The sequence below is a fragment of the Microbacterium sp. genome (assembly GCF_035687345.1).
In the GTDB taxonomy this organism is placed as follows: domain Bacteria; phylum Actinomycetota; class Actinomycetes; order Actinomycetales; family Microbacteriaceae; genus Microbacterium.
The window spans coordinates 13550-32858 of the sequence record NZ_DASRXZ010000134.1 but is presented as its reverse complement, the minus strand read 5'-3'; the positions used below and the strand labels follow the sequence as shown (position 1 = coordinate 32858).

16 protein-coding genes are annotated in these 19309 nt (G+C 71.9%); 10 read left to right on the top strand and 6 right to left on the bottom strand.

Annotated elements, in window-relative coordinates; all coding sequences use genetic code 11:
- Positions 1–19 precede the first annotated feature (19 nt).
- Positions 20–1114 carry an AI-2E family transporter gene (locus tag VFF97_RS15965; RefSeq protein WP_325034493.1) on the top strand — a complete coding sequence of 365 codons (1095 nt, stop codon included), beginning with the start codon at positions 20–22 and terminating at the stop codon, positions 1112–1114.
- Positions 1115–1169: 55 nt separating this feature from the next.
- A complete protein-coding gene (locus VFF97_RS15960) occupies positions 1170–3407 on the top strand; it encodes a helix-turn-helix transcriptional regulator (RefSeq protein ID WP_325034492.1) in 2238 nt (745 codons plus the stop codon).
- A 16-nt stretch (positions 3408–3423) separates the two neighbouring features.
- On the opposite strand, the gene VFF97_RS15955 is transcribed toward VFF97_RS15960, so the two are convergent.
- Positions 3424–3744 carry a carboxymuconolactone decarboxylase family protein gene (locus tag VFF97_RS15955; RefSeq protein WP_325034491.1) on the bottom strand — a complete coding sequence of 107 codons (321 nt, stop codon included), beginning with the start codon at positions 3742–3744 and terminating at the stop codon, positions 3424–3426.
- A gap of 184 nt (positions 3745–3928) precedes the next feature.
- Here VFF97_RS15955 and VFF97_RS15950 point away from each other — a divergent pair, with 184 nt between their 5' ends.
- Genes VFF97_RS15950 through VFF97_RS15930 form a run of 5 tightly spaced genes read left to right on the top strand, consistent with a single transcriptional unit; the run spans position 3929 to position 8447 of the window.
- A complete protein-coding gene (locus tag VFF97_RS15950) occupies positions 3929–4363 on the top strand; it encodes a DUF6325 family protein (RefSeq protein WP_325034490.1) in 435 nt (144 codons plus the stop codon).
- Between the two features lie 13 nt (positions 4364–4376).
- Positions 4377–4703, top strand: coding sequence for an SHOCT domain-containing protein (locus VFF97_RS15945; protein WP_325034489.1), 327 nt, complete (start codon positions 4377–4379; stop codon positions 4701–4703).
- A 22-nt stretch (positions 4704–4725) separates the two neighbouring features.
- Positions 4726–7083 (top strand): arylsulfatase, encoded by a 2358-nt coding sequence (locus VFF97_RS15940; protein WP_325034488.1) that lies wholly within the window; start codon positions 4726–4728, stop codon positions 7081–7083.
- Entirely contained in the window at positions 7080–7730 is a 651-nt protein-coding gene (locus tag VFF97_RS15935; protein ID WP_325034487.1) for a DUF308 domain-containing protein, read from the top strand. The genes VFF97_RS15940 and VFF97_RS15935 overlap by 4 nt, the downstream gene beginning before the upstream one ends.
- A gap of 39 nt (positions 7731–7769) precedes the next feature.
- The gene (locus tag VFF97_RS15930) at positions 7770–8447 is read left to right on the top strand and encodes a 2-phosphosulfolactate phosphatase (protein ID WP_325034486.1); all 678 of its coding nucleotides are present in this window, start codon (positions 7770–7772) and stop codon (positions 8445–8447) included.
- Here VFF97_RS15930 and VFF97_RS15925 read toward each other — a convergent pair.
- From VFF97_RS15925 to VFF97_RS15915, 3 genes are all read right to left on the bottom strand, one after another.
- Positions 8407–8895 (bottom strand): SprT-like domain-containing protein, encoded by a 489-nt coding sequence (locus tag VFF97_RS15925; RefSeq protein ID WP_325034485.1) that lies wholly within the window; start codon positions 8893–8895, stop codon positions 8407–8409. The genes VFF97_RS15930 and VFF97_RS15925 overlap by 41 nt on opposite strands.
- A gap of 48 nt (positions 8896–8943) precedes the next feature.
- Positions 8944–9471, bottom strand: a complete 528-nt coding sequence (locus tag VFF97_RS15920; protein ID WP_325034484.1) for a tetratricopeptide repeat protein — start codon at positions 9469–9471, stop codon at positions 8944–8946.
- A 197-nt stretch (positions 9472–9668) separates the two neighbouring features.
- Positions 9669–10532: a fused MFS/spermidine synthase gene (locus VFF97_RS15915; protein ID WP_325034483.1), complete on the bottom strand. Its 864-nt coding sequence runs from the start codon at positions 10530–10532 to the stop codon at positions 9669–9671.
- Positions 10533–10579: 47 nt separating this feature from the next.
- Here VFF97_RS15915 and VFF97_RS15910 point away from each other — a divergent pair, with 47 nt between their 5' ends.
- From VFF97_RS15910 to VFF97_RS15900, 3 genes are read left to right on the top strand one after another with little or no spacing between them, the layout of a single operon-like run.
- Complete coding sequence (locus tag VFF97_RS15910; RefSeq protein WP_325034482.1) at positions 10580–11377, top strand: alpha/beta hydrolase; 798 nt, start codon at positions 10580–10582, stop codon at positions 11375–11377.
- The gene (gene pxpA, locus VFF97_RS15905; RefSeq protein WP_325034481.1) at positions 11374–12129 is read left to right on the top strand and encodes a 5-oxoprolinase subunit PxpA; all 756 of its coding nucleotides are present in this window, start codon (positions 11374–11376) and stop codon (positions 12127–12129) included. The genes VFF97_RS15910 and pxpA overlap by 4 nt, the downstream gene beginning before the upstream one ends.
- On the top strand, positions 12123–13694 hold the full coding sequence (locus tag VFF97_RS15900) for a 5-oxoprolinase/urea amidolyase family protein (protein WP_325034480.1): 1572 nt from the start codon (positions 12123–12125) through the stop codon (positions 13692–13694). The genes pxpA and VFF97_RS15900 overlap by 7 nt, the downstream gene beginning before the upstream one ends.
- A 91-nt stretch (positions 13695–13785) precedes the next feature.
- Here VFF97_RS15900 and VFF97_RS15895 read toward each other — a convergent pair whose 3' ends face one another.
- Complete coding sequence (locus VFF97_RS15895; protein ID WP_325034479.1) at positions 13786–16416, bottom strand: DUF4062 domain-containing protein; 2631 nt, start codon at positions 16414–16416, stop codon at positions 13786–13788.
- Complete coding sequence (locus tag VFF97_RS15890) at positions 16410–19025, bottom strand: ATP-binding protein (protein ID WP_325034478.1); 2616 nt, start codon at positions 19023–19025, stop codon at positions 16410–16412. Before VFF97_RS15890 ends, VFF97_RS15895 begins: the two co-directional genes overlap by 7 nt.
- Positions 19026–19309: the final 284 nt, after the last annotated feature.

The window sequence follows — 19309 nt, the reverse complement described above, 5'->3', positions numbered from 1 at the left end:
CGCCGGAATACCGTCAGGCATGACCAGTGAAGCGAACACGCGACGGGTGCGGACGGCGCTGGAGCATCCGGCCGCCCTCGGATTCATCGGAGCGCTGGGCGTGCTGGGCGCCATCGTGCTCGGCGTCGCGCTCGGCTCGATCTCGACGATCCTCGTCTACATCGTGCTCGCGATGTTCGTCGCGGTCGCCCTCGACCCGATCGTGGTGCGGCTGGAACGACATCGCGTGCCGCGTGCCGGCGGCATCGCGATCGTGTTCGGCATCTTCGCGCTCCTCGTCGCGGCCGTCGCGATCTTCGTGCTGCCGCCCGTCATCGGGCAGGTCGTCGCGCTCGTGGCGGCGATCCCCGACCGGGTGCAGTCCGTCCAGCAGGCGGACTGGTACCTCGCGCTCGGCGATCACGCGCGCGCGGGCGTCGACTCGGCCGTGGAGCAGCTCACGGTGTTCTTCGGGGACCCCGACACCGTGCTGGCGCTGGGCGGCGGCATCCTCGCCGTCGGCGTCGGCCTTGCGAGCTTCCTCTCGGCGGCGTTCGTCGTCACGGCGCTCACGTTGTACTTCCTCGCGTCGCTTCCCGCGATCAAGAAGGCGTTCTACGCTCTCGCCCCCGCCCACCGGCGCGAGCGGATCGCGGACTTCACCGAGCGCATCACGAGGTCCGTCGGCGCCTCCCTCATCGGATCCGTGATCCTCTCGGCGCTCAACGCCGGCGCGGTGTTCCTCCTGCACCTCGCGATCGGCTTGCCGTTCCCGGCGCTCATGGCCGCGATCGCGTTCGTCATCACGCTCGTGCCGCTCTTCGGGTCGGTGATCTTCCTCGTGCTGGGGACGCTCGTGGCGCTGTTCTCGAGTCCGACGCAGGCCCTCATCTTCGCGATCGCGTACCTCGTCTACATCCAGCTCGAGTCATACGTCCTCAGCCCCCGCATCATGAACCGCGCGATCGCGATTCCCGCCGCCCTCGTGCTGATCGGTGCGATGGTGGGTGGCACCCTGATGGGCATCCTCGGCGTGCTCGTCGCGCTGCCGGTCATGGCGTCGATCCTGCTGATCATCAGGGAGGTCGTCGTGCCGAGGCAGGATCGCAAGACGGTGCCGCCCTCGCCCGCGTGATCCCGGGCGCCGCGAGACCGTTGAGGGGCGTTCGGAGCCGCCCTAGGATGCAGACGTGGCCGAGCCCACCCGAGAGGCGGATCGAGAGTCGAGAAGCCTCAGCGGGACCCTCCTCGAAGGAAAGCTCGCGATCAGGCCGGTCCGAAGGGGTGCCGTCAGTCGTCGCGCGCTCATCGAGCGCGCCCGCACGAGCGACGCCCGTGTCGTCGGGGTCACCGCTCCGGCCGGCTTCGGCAAGTCCACGCTCCTGTCGGAGTGGGCGGCCATCGACGACCGGACGATCGCGTGGGCGACGATCGACCGTTTCGACGACGACCCGGCCGCCCTCCTGACGCTGCTCGCGACGGCATCCGCGGAGTTCTCGCCGTCCGCGGGGATCGTCGTCTCCGAGATGCGCGGACTCGCGACGACCGTCCTCGGTCGCTCCGCGCCCATGCTCGCGGCCGCCCTCTCTCGCGCGCCCGACCCCTTCCTGCTCATCATCGACGACATCCACACGGCGGCATCGGACGAGTGCCACGACGTGCTCGAAGTGATCCTCGCGGGCGTTCCGAGCGGATCACAGGTCGTGCTCGCGAGCAGGGCGGAGCAGCCGTACTTCGCCCGCCTGCGCATCGACGTCCCCACACTCGAGATCGGAGCCGACGAGCTGCGGTTGGATGTCGACGCGGCACGCGCGATCTTCGCCGAGCACGGGGTCGAGGTCGCCGCCGACCACATCCCCGTCGTGGTCGAGCGGTGCGAGGGTTGGCCGACCGGACTCGTCCTCTACGCGCTCGCGGTCAAGGCGGGCGCCGACGTCCTCGCCGTCGGCGGCGACGAGCGCTTCGTCGCGGAATACCTGTACCACGAGTGCCTCGCAGGGCTCCCATCCGAGCTGCAGGACTTCCTGCGGCGCACCGCGGTGCTCGACGAGCTGTCGGCCGAGCTGTGCGACGCGATGCTCGGCAGGGACGACTCGGGTGAGCTGCTGCGGCGGATCGAAGCGCTCAACCTCTTCTTGATCCCGCTCGACCGGCGCGAGCTCTGGTTCCGCTATCACGCGCTCTTCCGGGAGTTCCTCCTCGCCGATCTCCGCCACCGGGAGCACGGCATCGTCAGCAGTCTCCACGTGCGCGCGGCGGATTGGCTCGAGGGCGAGAAGATGCTCGATCCTGCGGTCGAGCACCTCCTCGCGGCGGGCGAGGTGGAGCGTGCCGGCGAACTCGTCGCGGAACTCGCCCTCCCCACCTACCAGCGCGGCGGGGTCGCCGCCGTCGAGAGATGGCTCGACGGGCTCGGCGACGCGGTCATCGAGGCCTCGCCCGCGCTCGCCGTCATCGCGGCGTGGGCGGCGATCCTGCAGGGCAAGTCGCCGGCGTCGGAGCGGTGGGCGGCAGCCCTCGAGCGATTCGATCTCGAGGGCGCCCCCGAAGAGGATCGGGCCGCGTTCGAGTCCTCTCGCGCCATGGTGAGGGCGGCGATGTGCGCGCACGGGTGGGAGAGCGTGCTCGCGGACGCGCGGCTCGCGGCCGCCTACGAGCCCGCGTGGAGCCCGTGGCGTGATCAGGCCCTGCACCTGCTGGGTTCGGGACTGCTGCTCGCGGGGGACCGGGAGGACGCGCGCGATGCCTTCGTGGAGGCGTCGGCGAGCGGCGCGCAGGCGGGCAACGCGGACTCGGTCCTGCTCAGCGAAGCGGAGTTGGCGATCCTCTCGATGGACGACGGCGACTGGGCCGCTGCGGACGCCCACGCGCATGTCGCCGTGCGTGCGGTGGACGACAACCATATGGAGGGCTACCCGACGACGGCCCTCGCGCTCGCCGTGAGCGCTCGGCTCGCCCAGCGGCGCGGCGATGCGGCGGCGACCGACCGGTTCCTCGTGCGCGCGCTGCGCGCGCGGGTGCACTGTACGCACGTCCTGCCGTACCTCGCGATGCGCACGCGCCTGCAGATCGCCGGCGTCCTCGTGGGCATGGGGGACCGCACAGCGGCGCGGCACATGCTCCGCGAGATCGATGACCTCCTCGCCCGCTGCCCGGACGTGGGGACCCTGGCGGACGAGATCGCGCGCTTCCGGTCGCGGCTCGATGACGCCGTCATGAGCCGGGCGAGCATCCCGCTCACGCCCGCCGAGCTGCGCCTGCTGCCGTACCTCCAGACGCACCTCACGATCGCCGAGATCGGACAGCGTCTGTTCATCTCGCGCAACACCGTCAGCTCGGAGGTCGGATCGATCTATCGCAAGCTCGGGGTGACCACTCGCGGCGCCGCGGTCGAGCGCGCGATCGAGACGGGTCTGCTCGGCGGCTGACGGGCTCCTCGCCGCACTACGAGTCGTCGGCGAGAAGGTCGAGTTCGACTCCGAGCGCGAGGAGAACCTTCGGTGCGGCCTTCACCACGCGCGGCCGCCCGACGTGGGGCATGATCGCGTCGAGGACGCCCGCGATCTCGGCGGGCTGTGCGCCTGAGCTCACGGCGTCATCGACCTCCCTGCGCATCGACGCGGCGGACGCCGACACCGCGACGAGCGCTCCGATCCGAACGAGGGATCGCGTCTTGGCATCCAGATCGACGTTCGCATCGGGATGTTCGCCCGGTCGCTCGTCTCCGTCGATGCTGATCCGGCGCAGGTGGTCGAGGTAGTCCACGGTCCACGCTCCCGCGATTCAGGGGTTGGTCACCTGGCGACAAGTCAATCCCCCCGGGCCCGGATCCCGTTCATGCGATCTGCGTGATGCCTGCCGAAAAGGCCGCTCCTAACCTCGCGGAATGGGATGCCCACCGGCGACCCGCGAATCCGGCGCAAGCCCGACGCGAAGAGGTGATGGAAGCATGGACGACCTCGAGTACGGACCCGTGGAACTGATACTCGCCGCGTTCGAGGGCGACGAGCCGGATCCCGGCGTGTTCGACGCCCTCGCCGAGCTCGCCGAGGCCGGCACGATCCGCGTGATCGACCTGGTGCACGTCTCGCGTTCCCCCGCGGGCGAGGTCACCTACCGGGAGGTCGATGAGAGCGGCATCCGGCAGGGCGCGGTCGACCTCGTCGCCAACGGTCTCGCTTCGCATGAGGACGTCACCGAGCTGGGGGAGCTGCTCGCGCCCGGGACATCGGCCGTGCTCCTCGTCGTGGAGCTGCTGTACGCGACGAAGCTCGCCTCGCGCGTGATGCAGGCGGGCGGATACGTGGTCGACTCGGTCCGCATCCCGGCGCCCGTCGTCAACGAGGTCGCCCTGGCGGCGGCCGGAGCAGAGGGAGTGAGCTGACATGCTTCGCAGAATGGGGCGCCCGGGCCTGCTCGGCATGGCCGCGCGGACCGCCGTCATCGCAGGCACCGCGACCGCGGTGAGCGGGCACGTCGCCCGCCGCCAGTACGAGCGGGCGGAGGAGAGGGACGCCGAGCACCAGTACGAGGTGCAGCAGGAGGCCGCCGCCATGATGGCATCCGCTCCACCGCCCGCGCAGGCGGCGCCCACCCCACCGCCCGTACCCGCCGCACCTGCGACCGACATGGTCGGCGAGCTCCAGCGCCTCGCGGATCTGAAAGCTCAGGGCATCCTCAGCGACGCGGAGTTCGAAGCGGCCAAAGCGAAGCTGCTCGCGTGAGCGAGCCGTGCGAGGAGACGACGTGAACGACAAGAACAGTGTCATCGGCACCCCGCTGCCTCCGGCGCGGACGCTCCCCTTCCCGCCCAAGCCCTCCGGCAGCTATGCGGGCCGCACGCTCGCGGAGTCGACGTACTCGCCGCTGCCGCCCGAGCGGCACCTCGGCGAGGGCGCGCCGAACGTCCTCATCGTGCTGATCGACGACGCCGGTCCCGCGCTGCCGGCGCCGCTGGGCGGCAAGGTGAACACTCCGACGCTCGAGCGGATCCGTTCGGAGGGGATCGGGTACAACCGCTTCCACACCACGTCGATGTGCTCGCCCACGCGCGCGTCGCTGCTGACCGGGCGCAACCACCATCGTGTGGGCGCCGGGCAGATCGCCGAGCTCGCGAACGACTGGGACGGCTACTCGGGCCACATCCCGAAGAGCAGCGCGACGATCGCCGAGGTGCTGCGCAACTACGGGTACGCCACCGCGGCATGGGGGAAGTGGCACAACACCCCCGCCGAGGAGACCACCAAGGCCGGCCCGTACGACAACTGGCCGACCGGCAACGGCTTCGAGTACTTCTACGGCTTCCTCGCCGGAGAGGCGTCGCAGTACGAGCCCAACCTCGTGCGCAACACCACCAGCGTGCTGCCGCCGAAGACGCCCGAAGAGGGCTACCACCTCAGCGAGGACATCGCCGACGACGCGATCGCGTGGCTGCGCGATCACAAGGCCCTCAGCCCCGACAAGCCGTTCTTCATGTACTGGGCGACGGGGGCCATCCACGGCCCGCACCACGTGCACAAGGAATGGTCCGACAAGTACAGGGGCATGTTCGACAGCGGGTGGGACGTCTACCGCGAGGAGGCCCTCGCGGGCGCGAAGGCCGCCGGATGGGTGCCGGAGGACGCCGAGTTGACACCGCGGCCGGAGTCGCTGCAGGGCTGGGACGACATCCCCGACCACCAGAAGCCGTTCCAGGCGCGGCTCATGGAGGTGTGCGCGGGATTCGGCGAGCACGCCGACGTGCAGGCCGGACGCGTCGTCGACGAGCTGGAGCGCCTCGGCTACCGCGACAACACGATCGTCATCTACATCTGGGGAGACAACGGGTCGTCGGGCGAGGGGCAGAACGGCACGATCAGCGAGCTGCTCGCGCAGAACATGATCCCCACCACGATCGACCAGCACATCGCGGCGCTCGACGAGCTGGGCGGTCTGGATGCGCTGGGCACGCCGGCCACCGACAACCAGTACCACGCCGCATGGGCGTGGGCGGGTTCGGCGCCGTACCAGGGCATGAAGCTCATGGCGTCGCACCTCGGCGGCACGCGCAACCCGATGTTCATCCGGTGGCCCGGACGCATCGATCACGATCCCGCGCCTCGCACCCAGTTCCACCACGTCATCGACGTCGCCCCGACGCTGTACGAGATCCTCGGCATCTCGGCGCCCGAAGAGGTCAACGGCATCCACCAGGACCCCATCGACGGCACGAGCTTCGCGTACTCGATCGACGACAAGGCCGCCGAGGGTCGGCACCGCGTGCAGTACTTCGAAGTCATGGCGAGTCGCGCCATCTACGAGGACGGCTGGATGGCGTCCACCACCGGTCCGCGCCTGCCGTGGGTGCCCGGCGCGCCCCCGGGGATCAAGACGTGGACCCCCGACGAGGACCGCTGGGAGCTGTACAACCTCGACGAGGACTGGAGCCAGGCGCGCGACGTCGCCGACCAGCATCCCGGGAAGCTCGCCGCCCTCAAGGAGCTGTTCGCGATCGAGGCGGCCAAGAACAAGGTGCTGCCGGTCGGCGCGGGACTGTGGGTGCCGGTGTACCACCCCGAGTTCCGCATCTCGCCGCCGTACCACGAGTGGCAGATGTCGGGCGACACCACCCGCGTGCCCGAGTTCTGCGCCCCGGCGCTCGGCAACCGGCCGAACCTCGTCACGATCGAGGCGAACGTCGGCGATCGCGCCAACGGCGTGCTCTACAAGCTCGGGGGCGCCGGCGGCGGGCTGACGTGCTTCGTGATGGACGGTGTGCTCACGTACGAGTACAACCTCTTCCTCGTCCAGCGCACGCTCATCGCGTCCCCGGAACCGCTCGCCGCCGGTGACCGCACGATCGAGATCGAGACGGATTACGTCGAGCCTCGCCCCGGCGGTCCGCTGCACGTCGTGCTGCGGGTCGACGGCGCCGAGGTCGCCTCGGGCCAGGTGCCCGTGAGCGCGCCGCTGCTGTTCTCGGCGAACGACTGCCTCGACATCGGGCGCGCGTACGGCGGTGCCGTCTCGCGTGCGTACGCCGACCGCATGCCCTTCGCGTTCGACGGACGCATCGATCGCGTGCACGTCGCGTACGCCGCGCCACCGGAGCCCGACTCGAAGTGACCGACGAACCCTCCGACGACGCCCCGTCCGCACGCGACGGGCGGGAGCGTTCGGAGAGGGTGCGCGAGGTGCTCGCCGTCGTCGTGCTGTCGGTCACCGCGATCCTCACCGCGTGGTGCGGCTTCGAGGCCTCGAAGTGGGGCGGCATGATGTCGATCGAGTTCAGCCAGGCATCCGCCGCCCGTATCGCGGCAGCCGACGCGGCGAGCACCGCCCGCGACAACCAGGCCGTCGATCTGTCGATCTACGAGCTGTGGGTCCAGGCGCGGGCGACCGGCGACACCGCGTTCGCCGAGTACGTCGAGGCGCGGTTCACGCCCGAGTTCGCCGTCGCGTTCGAGGACTGGCAGGCGGGCGGCGAGTCGCCGCGGTCGCCGTTCGCCGAGCCGTCGTACGTGCCCGAAGGGAGGGCCGAGGCCGAGGAGGCGTCGGATCGCGCCGACGCCCTGTTCGCCAAGGCTCTCGAGAGCAACCAGCGGGGCGACGACTACGCGCTGCTCACGGTGCTGTTCGCGCTCGTGCTGTTCTTCGTGGCGGTGTCGGAGCGCACGCGGATGCACTGGAGCGGGTGGTTCCTGCTGGGTCTCGGGATCGTCGTCGCCGCGGCCGGGGTGGTGATCCTCGTGACCTTCCCGATCCTCGTGTGACCGGCGAGGGGCACGGTCGTCGGCCCGTAGGCTGAGTGGGTGCCCCCGTTCGACCAGTCCCGCTATCAGGTGCGCCTCGAGTGGGGCGTCGACGGAGTGCGCCGTCTGGCGCACTCCGACATCGTCGTGGTGGTCGACGTGCTGCGTTTCTCGTCGACCGTCTCGCGCGAGGTCGCCGCCGGCCGGTCGGTGCCGCTCGACGCATCCGCGCACGCGGTGTCGATCAACGGCGCCGCGATCGCGGCCGCGGCTGCCGAGGCCGGCGCGACGGTCATGCTCGGATGCCTGCGCGATGCGTCGGCCGTGGCATCCGCCGTGTTCGCCGAACAGACCGCACGGGCCGCCCGCACGAGCGTCGCGGTCATCGCGGCGGGGGAGCTGACCGGCCGCGAGCGGGGTGCGCCGGTGCGCTTCGCGGTCGAGGATCAGCTGGGGGCGGGAGCCGTCGTCGACGCGCTCGCGGCGCTCGGCATCGATCACACGTCGTCCGAGGCGGCCGCCGCGTGCGAGGCGTTCCGCGGACTCCGCGGCGCCGTGCGTCACCTTCTCACCGCGAGCGGCTCGGGTCAGGAGCTGCTCGAGCGCGATGCACGCGACGAGGTGCTCGCCGCGGCGGAGATCGATGCGGATGCGACGGCGCCGGTGCTCGTCGACGGGGTGTTCCGAGCGTGGGACGTCAGCGCGGAGTCAGCGCCGCGAGCCGCGCGGCAGGCGTGATCTCGCGCCGCGTCCACGTGAACGCGAAGCGCTCGTCGTAGCGCGGGGCGCACTGCGCGCATGAGGTCGCCCGCGTCGGGCGGCGGTGGCGGTGGGCGATGTGGCCGGCGGGGCACACCCCCACCCACGGGGCGAGCTCGGTCGCCGTCTCGCCGTGGTGGGTCGTTCCGCCCACGTAGCCGATCTCGCGTGCGATGCGCTTCCAGGTTGGGCCGTGCCCCGCGGTCGGACCCGCGAGCGCGTGCGCGATCTCGTGAAGGAGCGTCTGGTGGTTCGCGTCGTCGTCGTAGCGCGCCGCGAGGTAGCGCGAGACGCTGATGCGCTTGCGTGTGTAGTCGCACAGCCCCGCCCGGCGCTTGGCGTTGTCGAACGCGAACGACCACGTGTCGTCGAGGTGCAGGGCGATGAGCGCCTCGGCCCAGTGGCGCACTCGATGGAGTTCCGACATGGCGGCGAGATTAGAACGTACCTACGACACTCGCCGTGTACCGCGGCGTCATCCCGCGAGCGCCGCGTCGGCGCGACGCCGGTCGGCCGCGTCGATGGCGAGAAGCGTGGATTCGAGCTGGTCGTCGGGGGCGCCGGACTCCTGGCGCAGGAACAGTGCGCGCTTGAAGTCGTCGCGCGCCTGGTCGAAGTCGCCGGCGTCGTAATGCGTCTTGCCGCGATGCTGGTACGCGAACGCCGCGATCGCCGACCAGCCCTGGCCCTCGGCTTCTTCGGCGCACGTCGTGAGCTCCTGCTCGGCGGCGGCGAACGCGCCGCGGTACTGCTGCACGCTCGCGTGGAGGATCCGGGCGCGCAGCAGGTCCTTGCGCGTGCCGGCCATGCGCGCGACGCGCACCGACTGCTCCGAGATGACCAGGGCGTCCTCGAGCCGGCCGAGCACCTTCAGCAGCCACACCCGCTCGAGCAGTGCCGGCAGGCTGCGCTGCTCGCCGATCTCCTCCAGTCGCTCCTTGCACTGGTGCGGATCGATCTTCTCGCGCAGCGTGTCGGGGTCGTACCCGTGGATGTAGCTCACCGTCGACTCCCTTCCGCTCGTCGTTCGCCACTCCAGTGTGCCCCGCGTCCAGCGGGGTCGGCGGCGTGCCACGCCGTGCCGAGGAGTTCCTTCGCCTTCGTCGAGGTCTCGCTTCTTGGCGAGTCGCCGAAAAGGTCGCTCGGGCGGGCGACTTTCTGGCGAATCGCCACGAAGCGCCGGGAGCGTCGGGCGTGGTTTCAGCGTTCGAAGACGGATGCCGCGGGCCGCGGCGACGGCGTCGCGTCGGCATCCGTCGCGACCCGCGCTCCGCGCACGAACTCGTCGAGCTCGGCACCCTGCGCGACCTTGGCCGGGTGGGGACCCGCGGCCATGAGCCGCGGGAGCCACTCGGTCGGGAGCGGCACGGGCGACGCGGCGATCACGAGATTGCCGAACCGGCGCCCCTTGAGCGTCTGCACCTCGGCCAGGACGATGACCTCGGGCAGGACCGCGCGCACGGTCGCGACCTGTCGTCGCGCGAAGGCGAGGCCCTTGCCGTCGGCGACATTGACGAGCAGCACGCCGTCCGGCGCGAGCAGCCGCATCGCGGCCGTGTAGAACTCGATCGTCGTGAGGTGCGCGGGTGTCTGCGATCCCGAGTAGACGTCCGACACGAGCAGGTCGACGTTGCCGACGAGGCCCGCGGGAAGCCGCGAGAGGCCCTCGCGCGCGTCGCCGATGCGCACGCGGATCGAGGCGCCGCGCGGGAACGGCAGGTGCTCGCGCACGAGGTTCACGAGCTCGGGCTCGAGCTCGATGACCTGCTGCCGCGAGCCCGGGCGCGTCGCCTCGATGTATCGCGGGATCGTGAGGGCGCCGGCGCCCAGGTGGACGGCGGTGAGCGGCTGTCCGGGCATCCGCAGCCTGTCGATCACCGCGCCCATGCGCGCGACGTACTCGAAGTGCAGATGCGTCGGATCGTCGAGGTCGACGTGGGACTGCGGTGTGCCGGCGACCTCCAGCTCCCACCCGTTCGTGAAGCCCGATCGGACGATGCTCGCGATCGATCCGTCCGACAGGCGCGCCGATGGTCCGGATGCCTCGACCCGAGCCCGCGCCATATGTCAACGCTACCCGGGGGCTCCGGCGCCTGGTCTAGCGTGCTGGGATGGCCGACCTTCCCGTGCACACATTCGAGCGAGGCGACGACGTCGTCGTCTACACGCGCTCCGGCCGTTCCGGTGGGCCGGTGTTCGTGCTCGTGCATGGCATCGGGATGGGCCGTGGTGTGTTCGGCGACCTCGTCGAGGAGCTCAGTCGTGAAGGCGAGGTCGTCGCGCTCGACCTCCCGGGCTTCGGCGACTCGCCGAAGCCTCGCCGGCCGCTCGACATGCCCGCGTGCGGAGGTCTCGTCGCCGCTCTGCTCGACGATCTCGGCGTACGCGACGGGGTGCTCGTCGGTCATTCCATGGGAGCGCAGGTCGTGGCGGAGACGCTCGTGCGGCATCCGCATCTTCGCGGTCGCGCCGTGCTCGTCTCGCCGACGGTCAATCCGGCCGAGCGGAGTGCGCTCCTCCAGGGTCTGCGGCTGCTGCAGGACATCGCGATCGAGAGCCCGAAGGTGCTCGCGCTCGGTGCGATCCACTATGTGAAGGCAGGACCGGTCTGGTACGCGAAGACGCTTCGCCGCATGGTCGACCACCGCATCGAGGACGTGCTGCCGCAGCTCGACGCCGACACGCTCGTGATCCGGGGTGAGGTCGACAAGGTGAGCCCGCGCGAGTGGGCCCGCGAGGTGGCGCGGCTCGTTCCCCGGGGTGTGCTGCGCGAGGTGCCCGACCGCGGTCACGAGGCGATGATCCGCACCGCGCAGCCGGCAGCCTCGCTCATCGCCGCGCACGCGGCGGGCACGAGCGGGCGCCCGCCGGACGCCGGCACGCCGCGCGGCGATACCGTGGAGGAGTGACGTCGATCGACCTCAACGCCGACCTCGGCGAGACGGTCGGCGGTATTCCGACCGCCGACGACGAGGCCATGTTCGCGGTCATCTCGAGCGCGAGCATCGCGTGCGGCGGGCATGCGGGCGACGAGGAGACGATGCGCGTCTCGGCCGCCCGCGCGGTGCGGCTCGGCGTCGCGGTGGGCGCGCACCCCTCGTACCCCGATCGTGCGGGCTTCGGGCGTATGGGCATCGACATCGGGCGCGAAGCGCTCACCCTCGCGATCGCGGACCAGCTCGAGGCGCTTCGAGCGGCGGGAGCCGACATCCGGTACGTCAAGCCGCACGGCGCGCTCTACAACCGCATCGTCGCCGACCGTGAGCAGGCGGAGGCGGTCGCCGACGCGGTGGCGGCTCTGTCGGAGCGGCTCGGGCGGGCGATTCCGCTCCTCGGGCTCGCGGGCGCGGGCGCGGCGACGGCGGCCGAGCGCGGGCTGCCGTTCGTGCAGGAGGCGTTCCTCGACCGCGGCTACCGCGCAGACGGCACCCTCGTGCCGCGCAGCGAGCCCGGGGCGCTGCTCACCGATCCCGAGGCCGTCGCCGAGCGCGCGGTGCTCCTCGCCCGTGAGCAGATCGTGGAGTCCGTGGACGGGGCGGTCGTCGCGGTCGGCGCGGCGTCTCTCTGCGTGCACGGCGATTCGCCCGGCTCGGTCGCGATGGCGCGCGCGGTGCGGGCTGCGCTCGACGGAGCCGGAGTCGAGGTGCGTGCACCGTGGTGACACTCGACCGCGAGGCATCCGGCGTGCGGATCCTGCCGATGGGCGACCGCGCGCTCCTTGTCGAGGTGGGCTCGCTCGACGAGGTGCTCGAGCTGCGCGACCGGCTCGAGGCGTCGCGGCCCGACGGCGTCGTCGACCTCGTGCCCGGTGCTCGTACGGTGCTCGTGCGCGTCGACCCGGCGGTGCTGACGCTGGGTGCGGCGCAGGCGTGGGTCGCGGGCGCGAAGACGGATGCCGCAGCCCCGGTCGCGGCATCCGGATCGCTCGTCGAGCTCGACGTCGCGTACGACGGCGAGGACCTCGCCGAGACGGCGCACCTGCTCGGCGTGAGCGCCGACGAGCTCGTGCGCCGGCACACCGCGGCCGAATGGACCGTCGCGTTCACGGGCTTCGCGCCCGGTTTCGCCTACCTCGTGAGCCGCGACTGGACGTTCGACGTCCCTCGCCTCGCCTCGCCCCGCACGCGCGTGCCGGCCGGAGCGGTGGGCCTCGCGGGGGCGTTCTCGGGCGCGTATCCGCGAGAGACACCCGGCGGCTGGCGGCTCATCGGCACGACGTCCGCGCCGCTGTGGGCCCCGGATGCCGCATCTCCCGCGCTGCTGCCGCCGGGTGCACACGTGCGGTTCCGTCCGGTCGAGCGGGTGTCCGCGGCGGCGGCGTCGTCGGCTGCGCCGGTCTCGACGGATGACGCGGGCGGCGGCATCCGCGTCATCGAACCGGGCCTGCTCGCGACGATCCAGGACCGCGGACGCGAGGGGGCCGCGTCGCTCGGCGTCTCCCGGTCGGGCGCGCTCGACCGCACGGCGCTCGGCGTCGCGAACCGGCTCGTGGGCAACCGCGACGACGCGGCGGGCGTCGAGGTGACGATGGGCGGGTTCCGCGCCGTCGCGGAGCGCGATGTGTGGGTCGCCGTCACCGGCGCGTGGGGGCCCGTGCGGCTCGGCGGCCACGCGGTCGACCCGTACACGGCGCACGCGTGGCGCGCGGGCGAGGAGCTTCAGCTCGACTGGTTCGCGCACGGCGCACGGGGCTACATCGCGGTGCGCGGGGGAGTGGACGTGCCGGTCATGCTCGGCGCCCGCGCGACCGATCGCCTCGCGGGCATCGGCCCGGCGCCGCTCGCCGCCGGGTCGACGATCGCCGTGGGCGACGACGTCGCGGGGCGGATCCCCGTCGCGCCGCCGGCGCCGTGGGGAGCTCCGCACGACGACGAGCTCGAGATCGAGCTCGCGCCCGGACCCCGCGCCGACTGGTTCGCGCCGTCCGCCCTCCGTCTGCTGTTCGACGAGACCTGGACCGTGACGAACGCCGCCGACCGGGTCGGCATGCGGCTCGACGGCCCCGAACTGCCGAGAAGGCGCGACGGCGAACTGCCGAGCGAGGGCATGGTGCCCGGCGCGCTCCAGGTGCCGCCGAGCGGCCGCCCGACGATCCTCCTCGCGGACGGTCCGGTCACCGGCGGCTACCCGGTGATCGCGGTCGCGACGGATGCCGCGCTCGACCTCCTCGCGCAGGCGAGGCCCGGCACGCGGCTGCGCTTCCGCCACGCGAGGCCGCCCGCCTGAGCCCGCCGACCGGGGTCGAGATCGCACGAACGGCGGCGCTCCGCGGCATCCGCCGGTGATTCCCGCAATCTCGGCGGCAGTCGCGCCGAGTTCACCAGTGGCGCAGGATCTCGTCGACCTCGTGGTGCTCCTCGTCGGGGAGCGCGAGCAGCACCGCCTCGGCGAGCGACATCTCCTCGCCCGCAGCCTCGCCGCGCGCGACCGCATCCGGATCGCGGCCCCGCAGGATCTCGAGGTGCGGCGTGTGCACCGTGAACGCCTCCACGTCGAACACGCCGATCCGGTGCCGCACCGAGCTCGCCGCCACCGCGAGGGCCGCCGCGCGCCACGCGTCGCCGCGCGCGGCCGCGACCGCGCACACGCCCTCGAGCCCGTACGCGACGCCCTCGTCGTAGTGCAGCCGCAGCGACAGCAGGAGCGTCTCGAGGAACTCCGGCTCGGCGAGGTCGATCTCGCCCCGCACGAAGTTCAGCCGCGCGCGCAGGTTGCCCGCGACCGACGTCGTGAACAGGTCGCCGCCCGCACGCGCGACCTCGCTCGCGCGATCGAAGTGCGCGAGTGCTTCGTCGATCGCGCCGCGCCTCCAGCACAGACGCCCGAGCGAGACCTCGGAGATCGCCTCCGCCCAGCCGTTGCCGAGCTCATGCAGCCGCTGCACCGCCTCGAGCAGCTCGGCCTCGGCCCGCTCGACGTCGATGTCGGACAGCTGCACGCGTGCTGTGCCGCGCGCCGCGAGGGCCATGGCCGCGGCATCCGCGTCGCCCGCCTCGGTGAAAAGGCGCACGCATTCGCCGAGCCCCGCCACGACCTGCTCGCTCGGGCGCTGCCACATCTCGCCCCACAGGGCGAAGAACCACGCGACGGCCCGCGTGTGCTGCGAGATGGGCTGCGGCTTGTCGAGGAGCTCGAGCATCCACACGCGCACCTCGCCGAAGAACCCGGCGATCCACCAGTAGATGAGCAGGCACCACGCGAAGTCGCCGGCGTCGTCGAGCCGGTCGGTGTAGACGAGGTGGCGCACCGCCGCGCGCAGGTTCGGAAGCTCGAGCCCGAGGCGGGAGACGGCATCCGCCTGCCCTGCGCCGCGCAGTCCCGGCGCGACGCGCTTGACGAACGCGCTGTAGTAGTCCGCGTGTGCCGCGCGCATGCGGCCGGCCTCGCCGCGTTCCTTGAGGCGTCCGATCGCGTACTCCCGCACGATCGCGAGCAACGACAGCGCAGACCGCCCGCCGACCTCGGTCTGCTTCACGAGCGATGCGTCGACGAGCGACGCGATGCCGTCGATCGCATCGCCGTCCCATGACCGTCCCGCGCCGAGCGCCTCGACCGCCTCGAGCGAGAACACCCGCGCGAAGACGCCGAGGTCCTCGAGCAGCTCCCGGTCGCGGTCGGGCAGCAGGCTCACGCTCCACTCGATCGTCGCGCGCATCGTCTGGTGCCGCTCGGGCATGTCCCTCACGCCCGCCGTGAGGAGGGGGAGTCGCTGTTCCAGGCGCTCCGCGATGCCGTGCGGCGTCAGCAGGCGCATCTTCGCCGCCGCGAGCTCGATCGCCAGCGGCAGCCCTTCGAGGCGCCGGCAGATGTCGGCGACGTCCGCCGCGTTGTCCGGCGTGATCTCGAACCCGGGCTTCACGGCCTGCGCGCGGTCCACGAACAGCGACACCGCGCTCGTGCGGGTCGACGGATCGAGGCTCGCCGACCGCCCCTCGTCGGGCGTGCGCAGACCCTGCACCTCGTACACGCGCTCGCCGCGGATGCGCAGGATCGTGCGGCTCGTCACGAGGAAGCTCGCGAGCGGCGCGACCGTGAACAGCCGCACGAGCACGGGCGCGGCGTCGATGATCTGCTCGAAGTTGTCGAGCACGAGCAGCACCTTGCGGCCGTCGAGCGCGCGCGAGATGCGCTCCTCGAGCGACGCCTCGCCGTTGTCGCGGATGCCGAGGATGTACCCGATCGTCGGCAGCAGCAGCGCCGACTCGAGCACCCCCTCCAGCGGCACGAAGTACGTGCCGTCGGGGAAGAGGTCCTCGGTCGCGCGGGCGACCTCGATCGCGAGCCGGCTCTTGCCGATGCCGCCCGGACCGATGAGGCTCACGACGCGGTCGGTGCCGCGCGCGACCAGCTCCCTCACCTCGGCGATGTCGCGCTCGCGCCCGATCGTCGTCGTGTACGGCACCGGCACGCGCGACGCGAGCGACGAGGCATCCGGCGCCGGATGCTCCGGCTCGGCGCGGGACTCGTCGAAGCGCTCGGCGAGGAGGGTCGCGAGGTCGTTCGCGATCTGGTCCTCGAGTTCCGCGGCGTTGCGGAACGGCAGGTACGCGGCCGTGTCGTCCTCGCGGATGCGGGCGATCAGCCCTTCGAGCCGCGCGTCGCGGCCCTCCGACGCACGCACATAGATGAGCTTCGGCATGTTCTTCGGGGCGAGGTTGTACTCGTCCTCGAGCCCCGACACCGTCTCCTCGGGTGCGACCCAGCCGTAGCTGTCGCCGTAGATGCCGATGAAGATGTCGCTCTGTGCGAGATAGGAGCGGTACAGGCTGCGAGGCGGATGCGGCCGCGCCCCGAGCTCGAACATGACCGGCGCGAGCCGCATCCGTTCGATCGCCGCGCGCGCCGCGCGTCGCTCGTCGGCGAGCTCGCGCAGCGTCGAGCTCACGAAGACCCGGATCTTCTGATCGGGCGTGCGGATGCGCGGATGCTCGCGCGCGCCGGTCACCACGCGGCCGCCGATCGCCGGGTCTCGGCATCGGCGTCGGGGAGCGCGAGCGCGATCGCCTCGGCGAGGCTCATGTCGCGCCCCGCGCGCTCGCCGGCCGCGACCGCGTCCGGGTCGGCGGCGCGGATGGCCGCGAGCGGCTGACGGTGCACCGCGAACTCCTCGATGTCGAAGATGCCGGTCGTCTGGCGGATCGTCGCGGCGGCCCCCGCGAGCGCTCCCGCGCGCCAGGCCTCTCCTCGCGCCGCCGCGAGCGCGCACATGCCCTCGATGCCGTACGTCGCGCCGTCGACGAAGCGCAGCAGGATCGACAGCCGCAACGTGAGGAGGAACTCCTCCTCGCACTCATCGCGCATCCCGATGAGGAAGCGGAACCGGGCGCGGTTGTTCCCGGCGACGATGCGCGTGAACGCGTCATCCGCTTCGTCGGCGATCTGCACCGCGCGGTCGAAGTGCCCGGTCGCCGCAGCGATGTCCTGGCACACGACGCCGAGCTGGCCGAGCGCGACTTCGGCGAGCGACTCCGACCAGCGGTCGCCGAACCTCTGCAGCCGCACGACGGCGTCGTCGAGCTCGGCGCGCGCGACCTCCGGATCCAGATCGGGGAACTGCAGTCGCGTCGTCGCGCGGGCGGTCTGCACCATCGCGGCCGCGTGGTCGTCGCCGCTCTCGGCGAACAGCCGCGCGCTCTCGCCGAGCGTCGAGACGACCTCGACGGACGGCTGCTGCCACATCTCGGCCCACGTCGTGAAGAAGGCCGCGATCGCGCGCGCCCGATCCGACATCGGCCGTCCTGATGCAAGGAGCTCCAGCATCCACACCCGCACGTCGGCGAAGTAGCCCGAGATCCACCAGTAGACGATGAGCGACCACGCGAAGTCGGCCGCCTCCTCGAGGCGTCCGGTCTGCACGAGGTGTCGCGCCGCCGCGCGGAGGTTCGGCACCTCGAGGCCGAGTTCGGTGACCGCGTCGACCTGCCCCGGGCCGCGCAGCCTCGGCGCGACGCGCTTCACGAGGCCGAGGTAGTGCTCGGCGTGCGCGATCTTCAGCTCGTCGGCGTCGCCCCGCTTCTCGAGCGCCTCCAGCGCGTACTCGCGCACGATCGCCAGGAGGGAGAACACGGATCGGCCGTCCTGGTCCATCTGGCGCACGAGGCTCGCGTCGATGAGCGCGGCGAGCGTCTCGATCGCGTGGTCGCCCCACGGCCTGGATGCTCCGACGGCCTCGACCGCGTCGAGCGTGAAGCGCGCGCCGAACACCCCGAGGTCCTCGAGCATCTCGCGCTGGTCCTCGGCGAGCAGCCCGACGCTCCAGTCGATCGTGGCGCGCATCGTGCGGTGCCGGTCGGGCAGGTCGCGCACGGGCGCCGACAGGAGGGGGAGCGCGCGCCCGAGGCGCGTCGCGATGTCGGCGGGCGGCAACAGCCGCACCTTCGCGGCGGCGAGCTCGATCGCCAGCGGCAGCCCGTCCAGTCGCCGGCAGATCTCGATGACGTCCGACGCGTTGGCCTCGGTGAGCTCGAAATCCGGCTTCACCGCCGCCGCGCGCTCGGCGAACAGCACGCACGCGGCCGACGACCGCGCCTGTGCGAGCGTGGCCGGCGCATCCGCCGGTGGGAGCCCCAGCGTGTCGACGTCGAAGACGCGCTCACCGCGGATGCGCAGGATCGTGCGGCTCGTCACGAGGAAGCACGCGTTCGGCGCGAGCGTGTAGAGCCGCACGAGCACGGGTGCCTCGTCGACGATCTGCTCGAAGTTGTCGAGCACGATGAGCACGCGGCGGTCGTCGAGGGACTGCGCGATGCGCTCTTCGAGCGAGTCGGCGCCGGTGTCGCGGATGCCGAGCACGTACGCGATCGTGGGCAGCAGGAGTCCCGGTTCGAGCACCCCCTCCAGCGGCACGAAGTAGACGCCGTCGGGGAAGAGGTCGGCATTCGCGTGCGCCGCCACGATCGCGAGCCGGCTCTTGCCGATGCCGCCGGGACCGATGAGGCTCACCACGCGGTGCTCACCGCCGGCGAGGAGGGCCCGCAGCTCGGCGAGCTCGCCGTCGCGCCCGATCGTCGTCGTGTAGGGCGCGGGCACGCGCGCGGCGAGATCCGGTTCGGCGGATGCCGCGGCATCCGCCCTCGACTCGTCGAACCGTTCGGCGAGGAGCGTCGCGAGGTCCGCCGCGACCCGCTCGCCGAGCTCCTCCGCCGTCTCGAAGTGCAGGTACGCGGCGGTGTCGTCGGCCTGGATGCGCGCGATGAGTTCCGCGAGCTTCTCGTCCCGGTCCGGCACGTCCTTGACGTAGATGAGCTTCGGCATCGAGCGCGGCGCGAGGTTGTACTCGTCCTCGAGCCCCGACACCTCTTCTCCCGGCGCCACCCAGCCGTAGCTCGCCCCGTAGATCCCGACGAACACGTCGCTCTGCTCGAGATACGAGCGGTACAGACTGCGCGGCGGATGCGGCCGCGCCCCCAGCTCGAACATCACCGGCGCCAGGCGCATCCGCTCGACCGCCTCGCGCACTGCGCGTCGCTCCTCCGCGAGCTCACGCAACGTAGAACTAACGAACACCCGGATCCGCTGATCGGGCGTGCGGATCACGGGGTGCTCCACCCCAGTCATGTGCACATCATCCCCCCGACGGGCCCGCGGCGCCATCATTCGCGCGAATGCGTCGCCGTTTCCCGGGCACGCGGATGCCGATCGATGGGAATGCGGATGCCGTCCCGCCGCTTATACCGCAGCATCCGGAACTTTTCAAGAATGTGAGTGGACACGACGCGCGGAGCCGCGTATAGTGGGTAGTTGCGCTCTTGGATTCCCCCTGCCCTCATATGGTGGTCGGCTGTGCCTGTGCGCCCCCTGCGTGAACGCTGTTCCCGCGCAGGAGTGCGGCGCGCGGGCTT

Excerpts from the sequence above, each read along its gene's own strand:
- VFF97_RS15965 (WP_325034493.1), top strand. The coding sequence starts at position 20 with ATGACCAGTGAAGCGAACACGCGACGGGTGCGGACGGCGCTGGAGCAT.
- VFF97_RS15950 (WP_325034490.1), top strand. The coding sequence starts at position 3,929 with ATGGACGACCTCGAGTACGGACCCGTGGAACTGATACTCGCCGCGTTC.
- VFF97_RS15945 (WP_325034489.1), top strand. The coding sequence starts at position 4,377 with ATGGGGCGCCCGGGCCTGCTCGGCATGGCCGCGCGGACCGCCGTCATC.
- VFF97_RS15925 (WP_325034485.1), bottom strand. The coding sequence starts at position 8,895 with ATGTCGGAACTCCATCGAGTGCGCCACTGGGCCGAGGCGCTCATCGCC.
- VFF97_RS15915 (WP_325034483.1), bottom strand. The coding sequence starts at position 10,532 with ATGGCGCGGGCTCGGGTCGAGGCATCCGGACCATCGGCGCGCCTGTCG.
- VFF97_RS15910 (WP_325034482.1), top strand. The coding sequence starts at position 10,580 with ATGGCCGACCTTCCCGTGCACACATTCGAGCGAGGCGACGACGTCGTC.
- VFF97_RS15890 (WP_325034478.1), bottom strand. The coding sequence starts at position 19,025 with ATGACTGGGGTGGAGCACCCCGTGATCCGCACGCCCGATCAGCGGATC.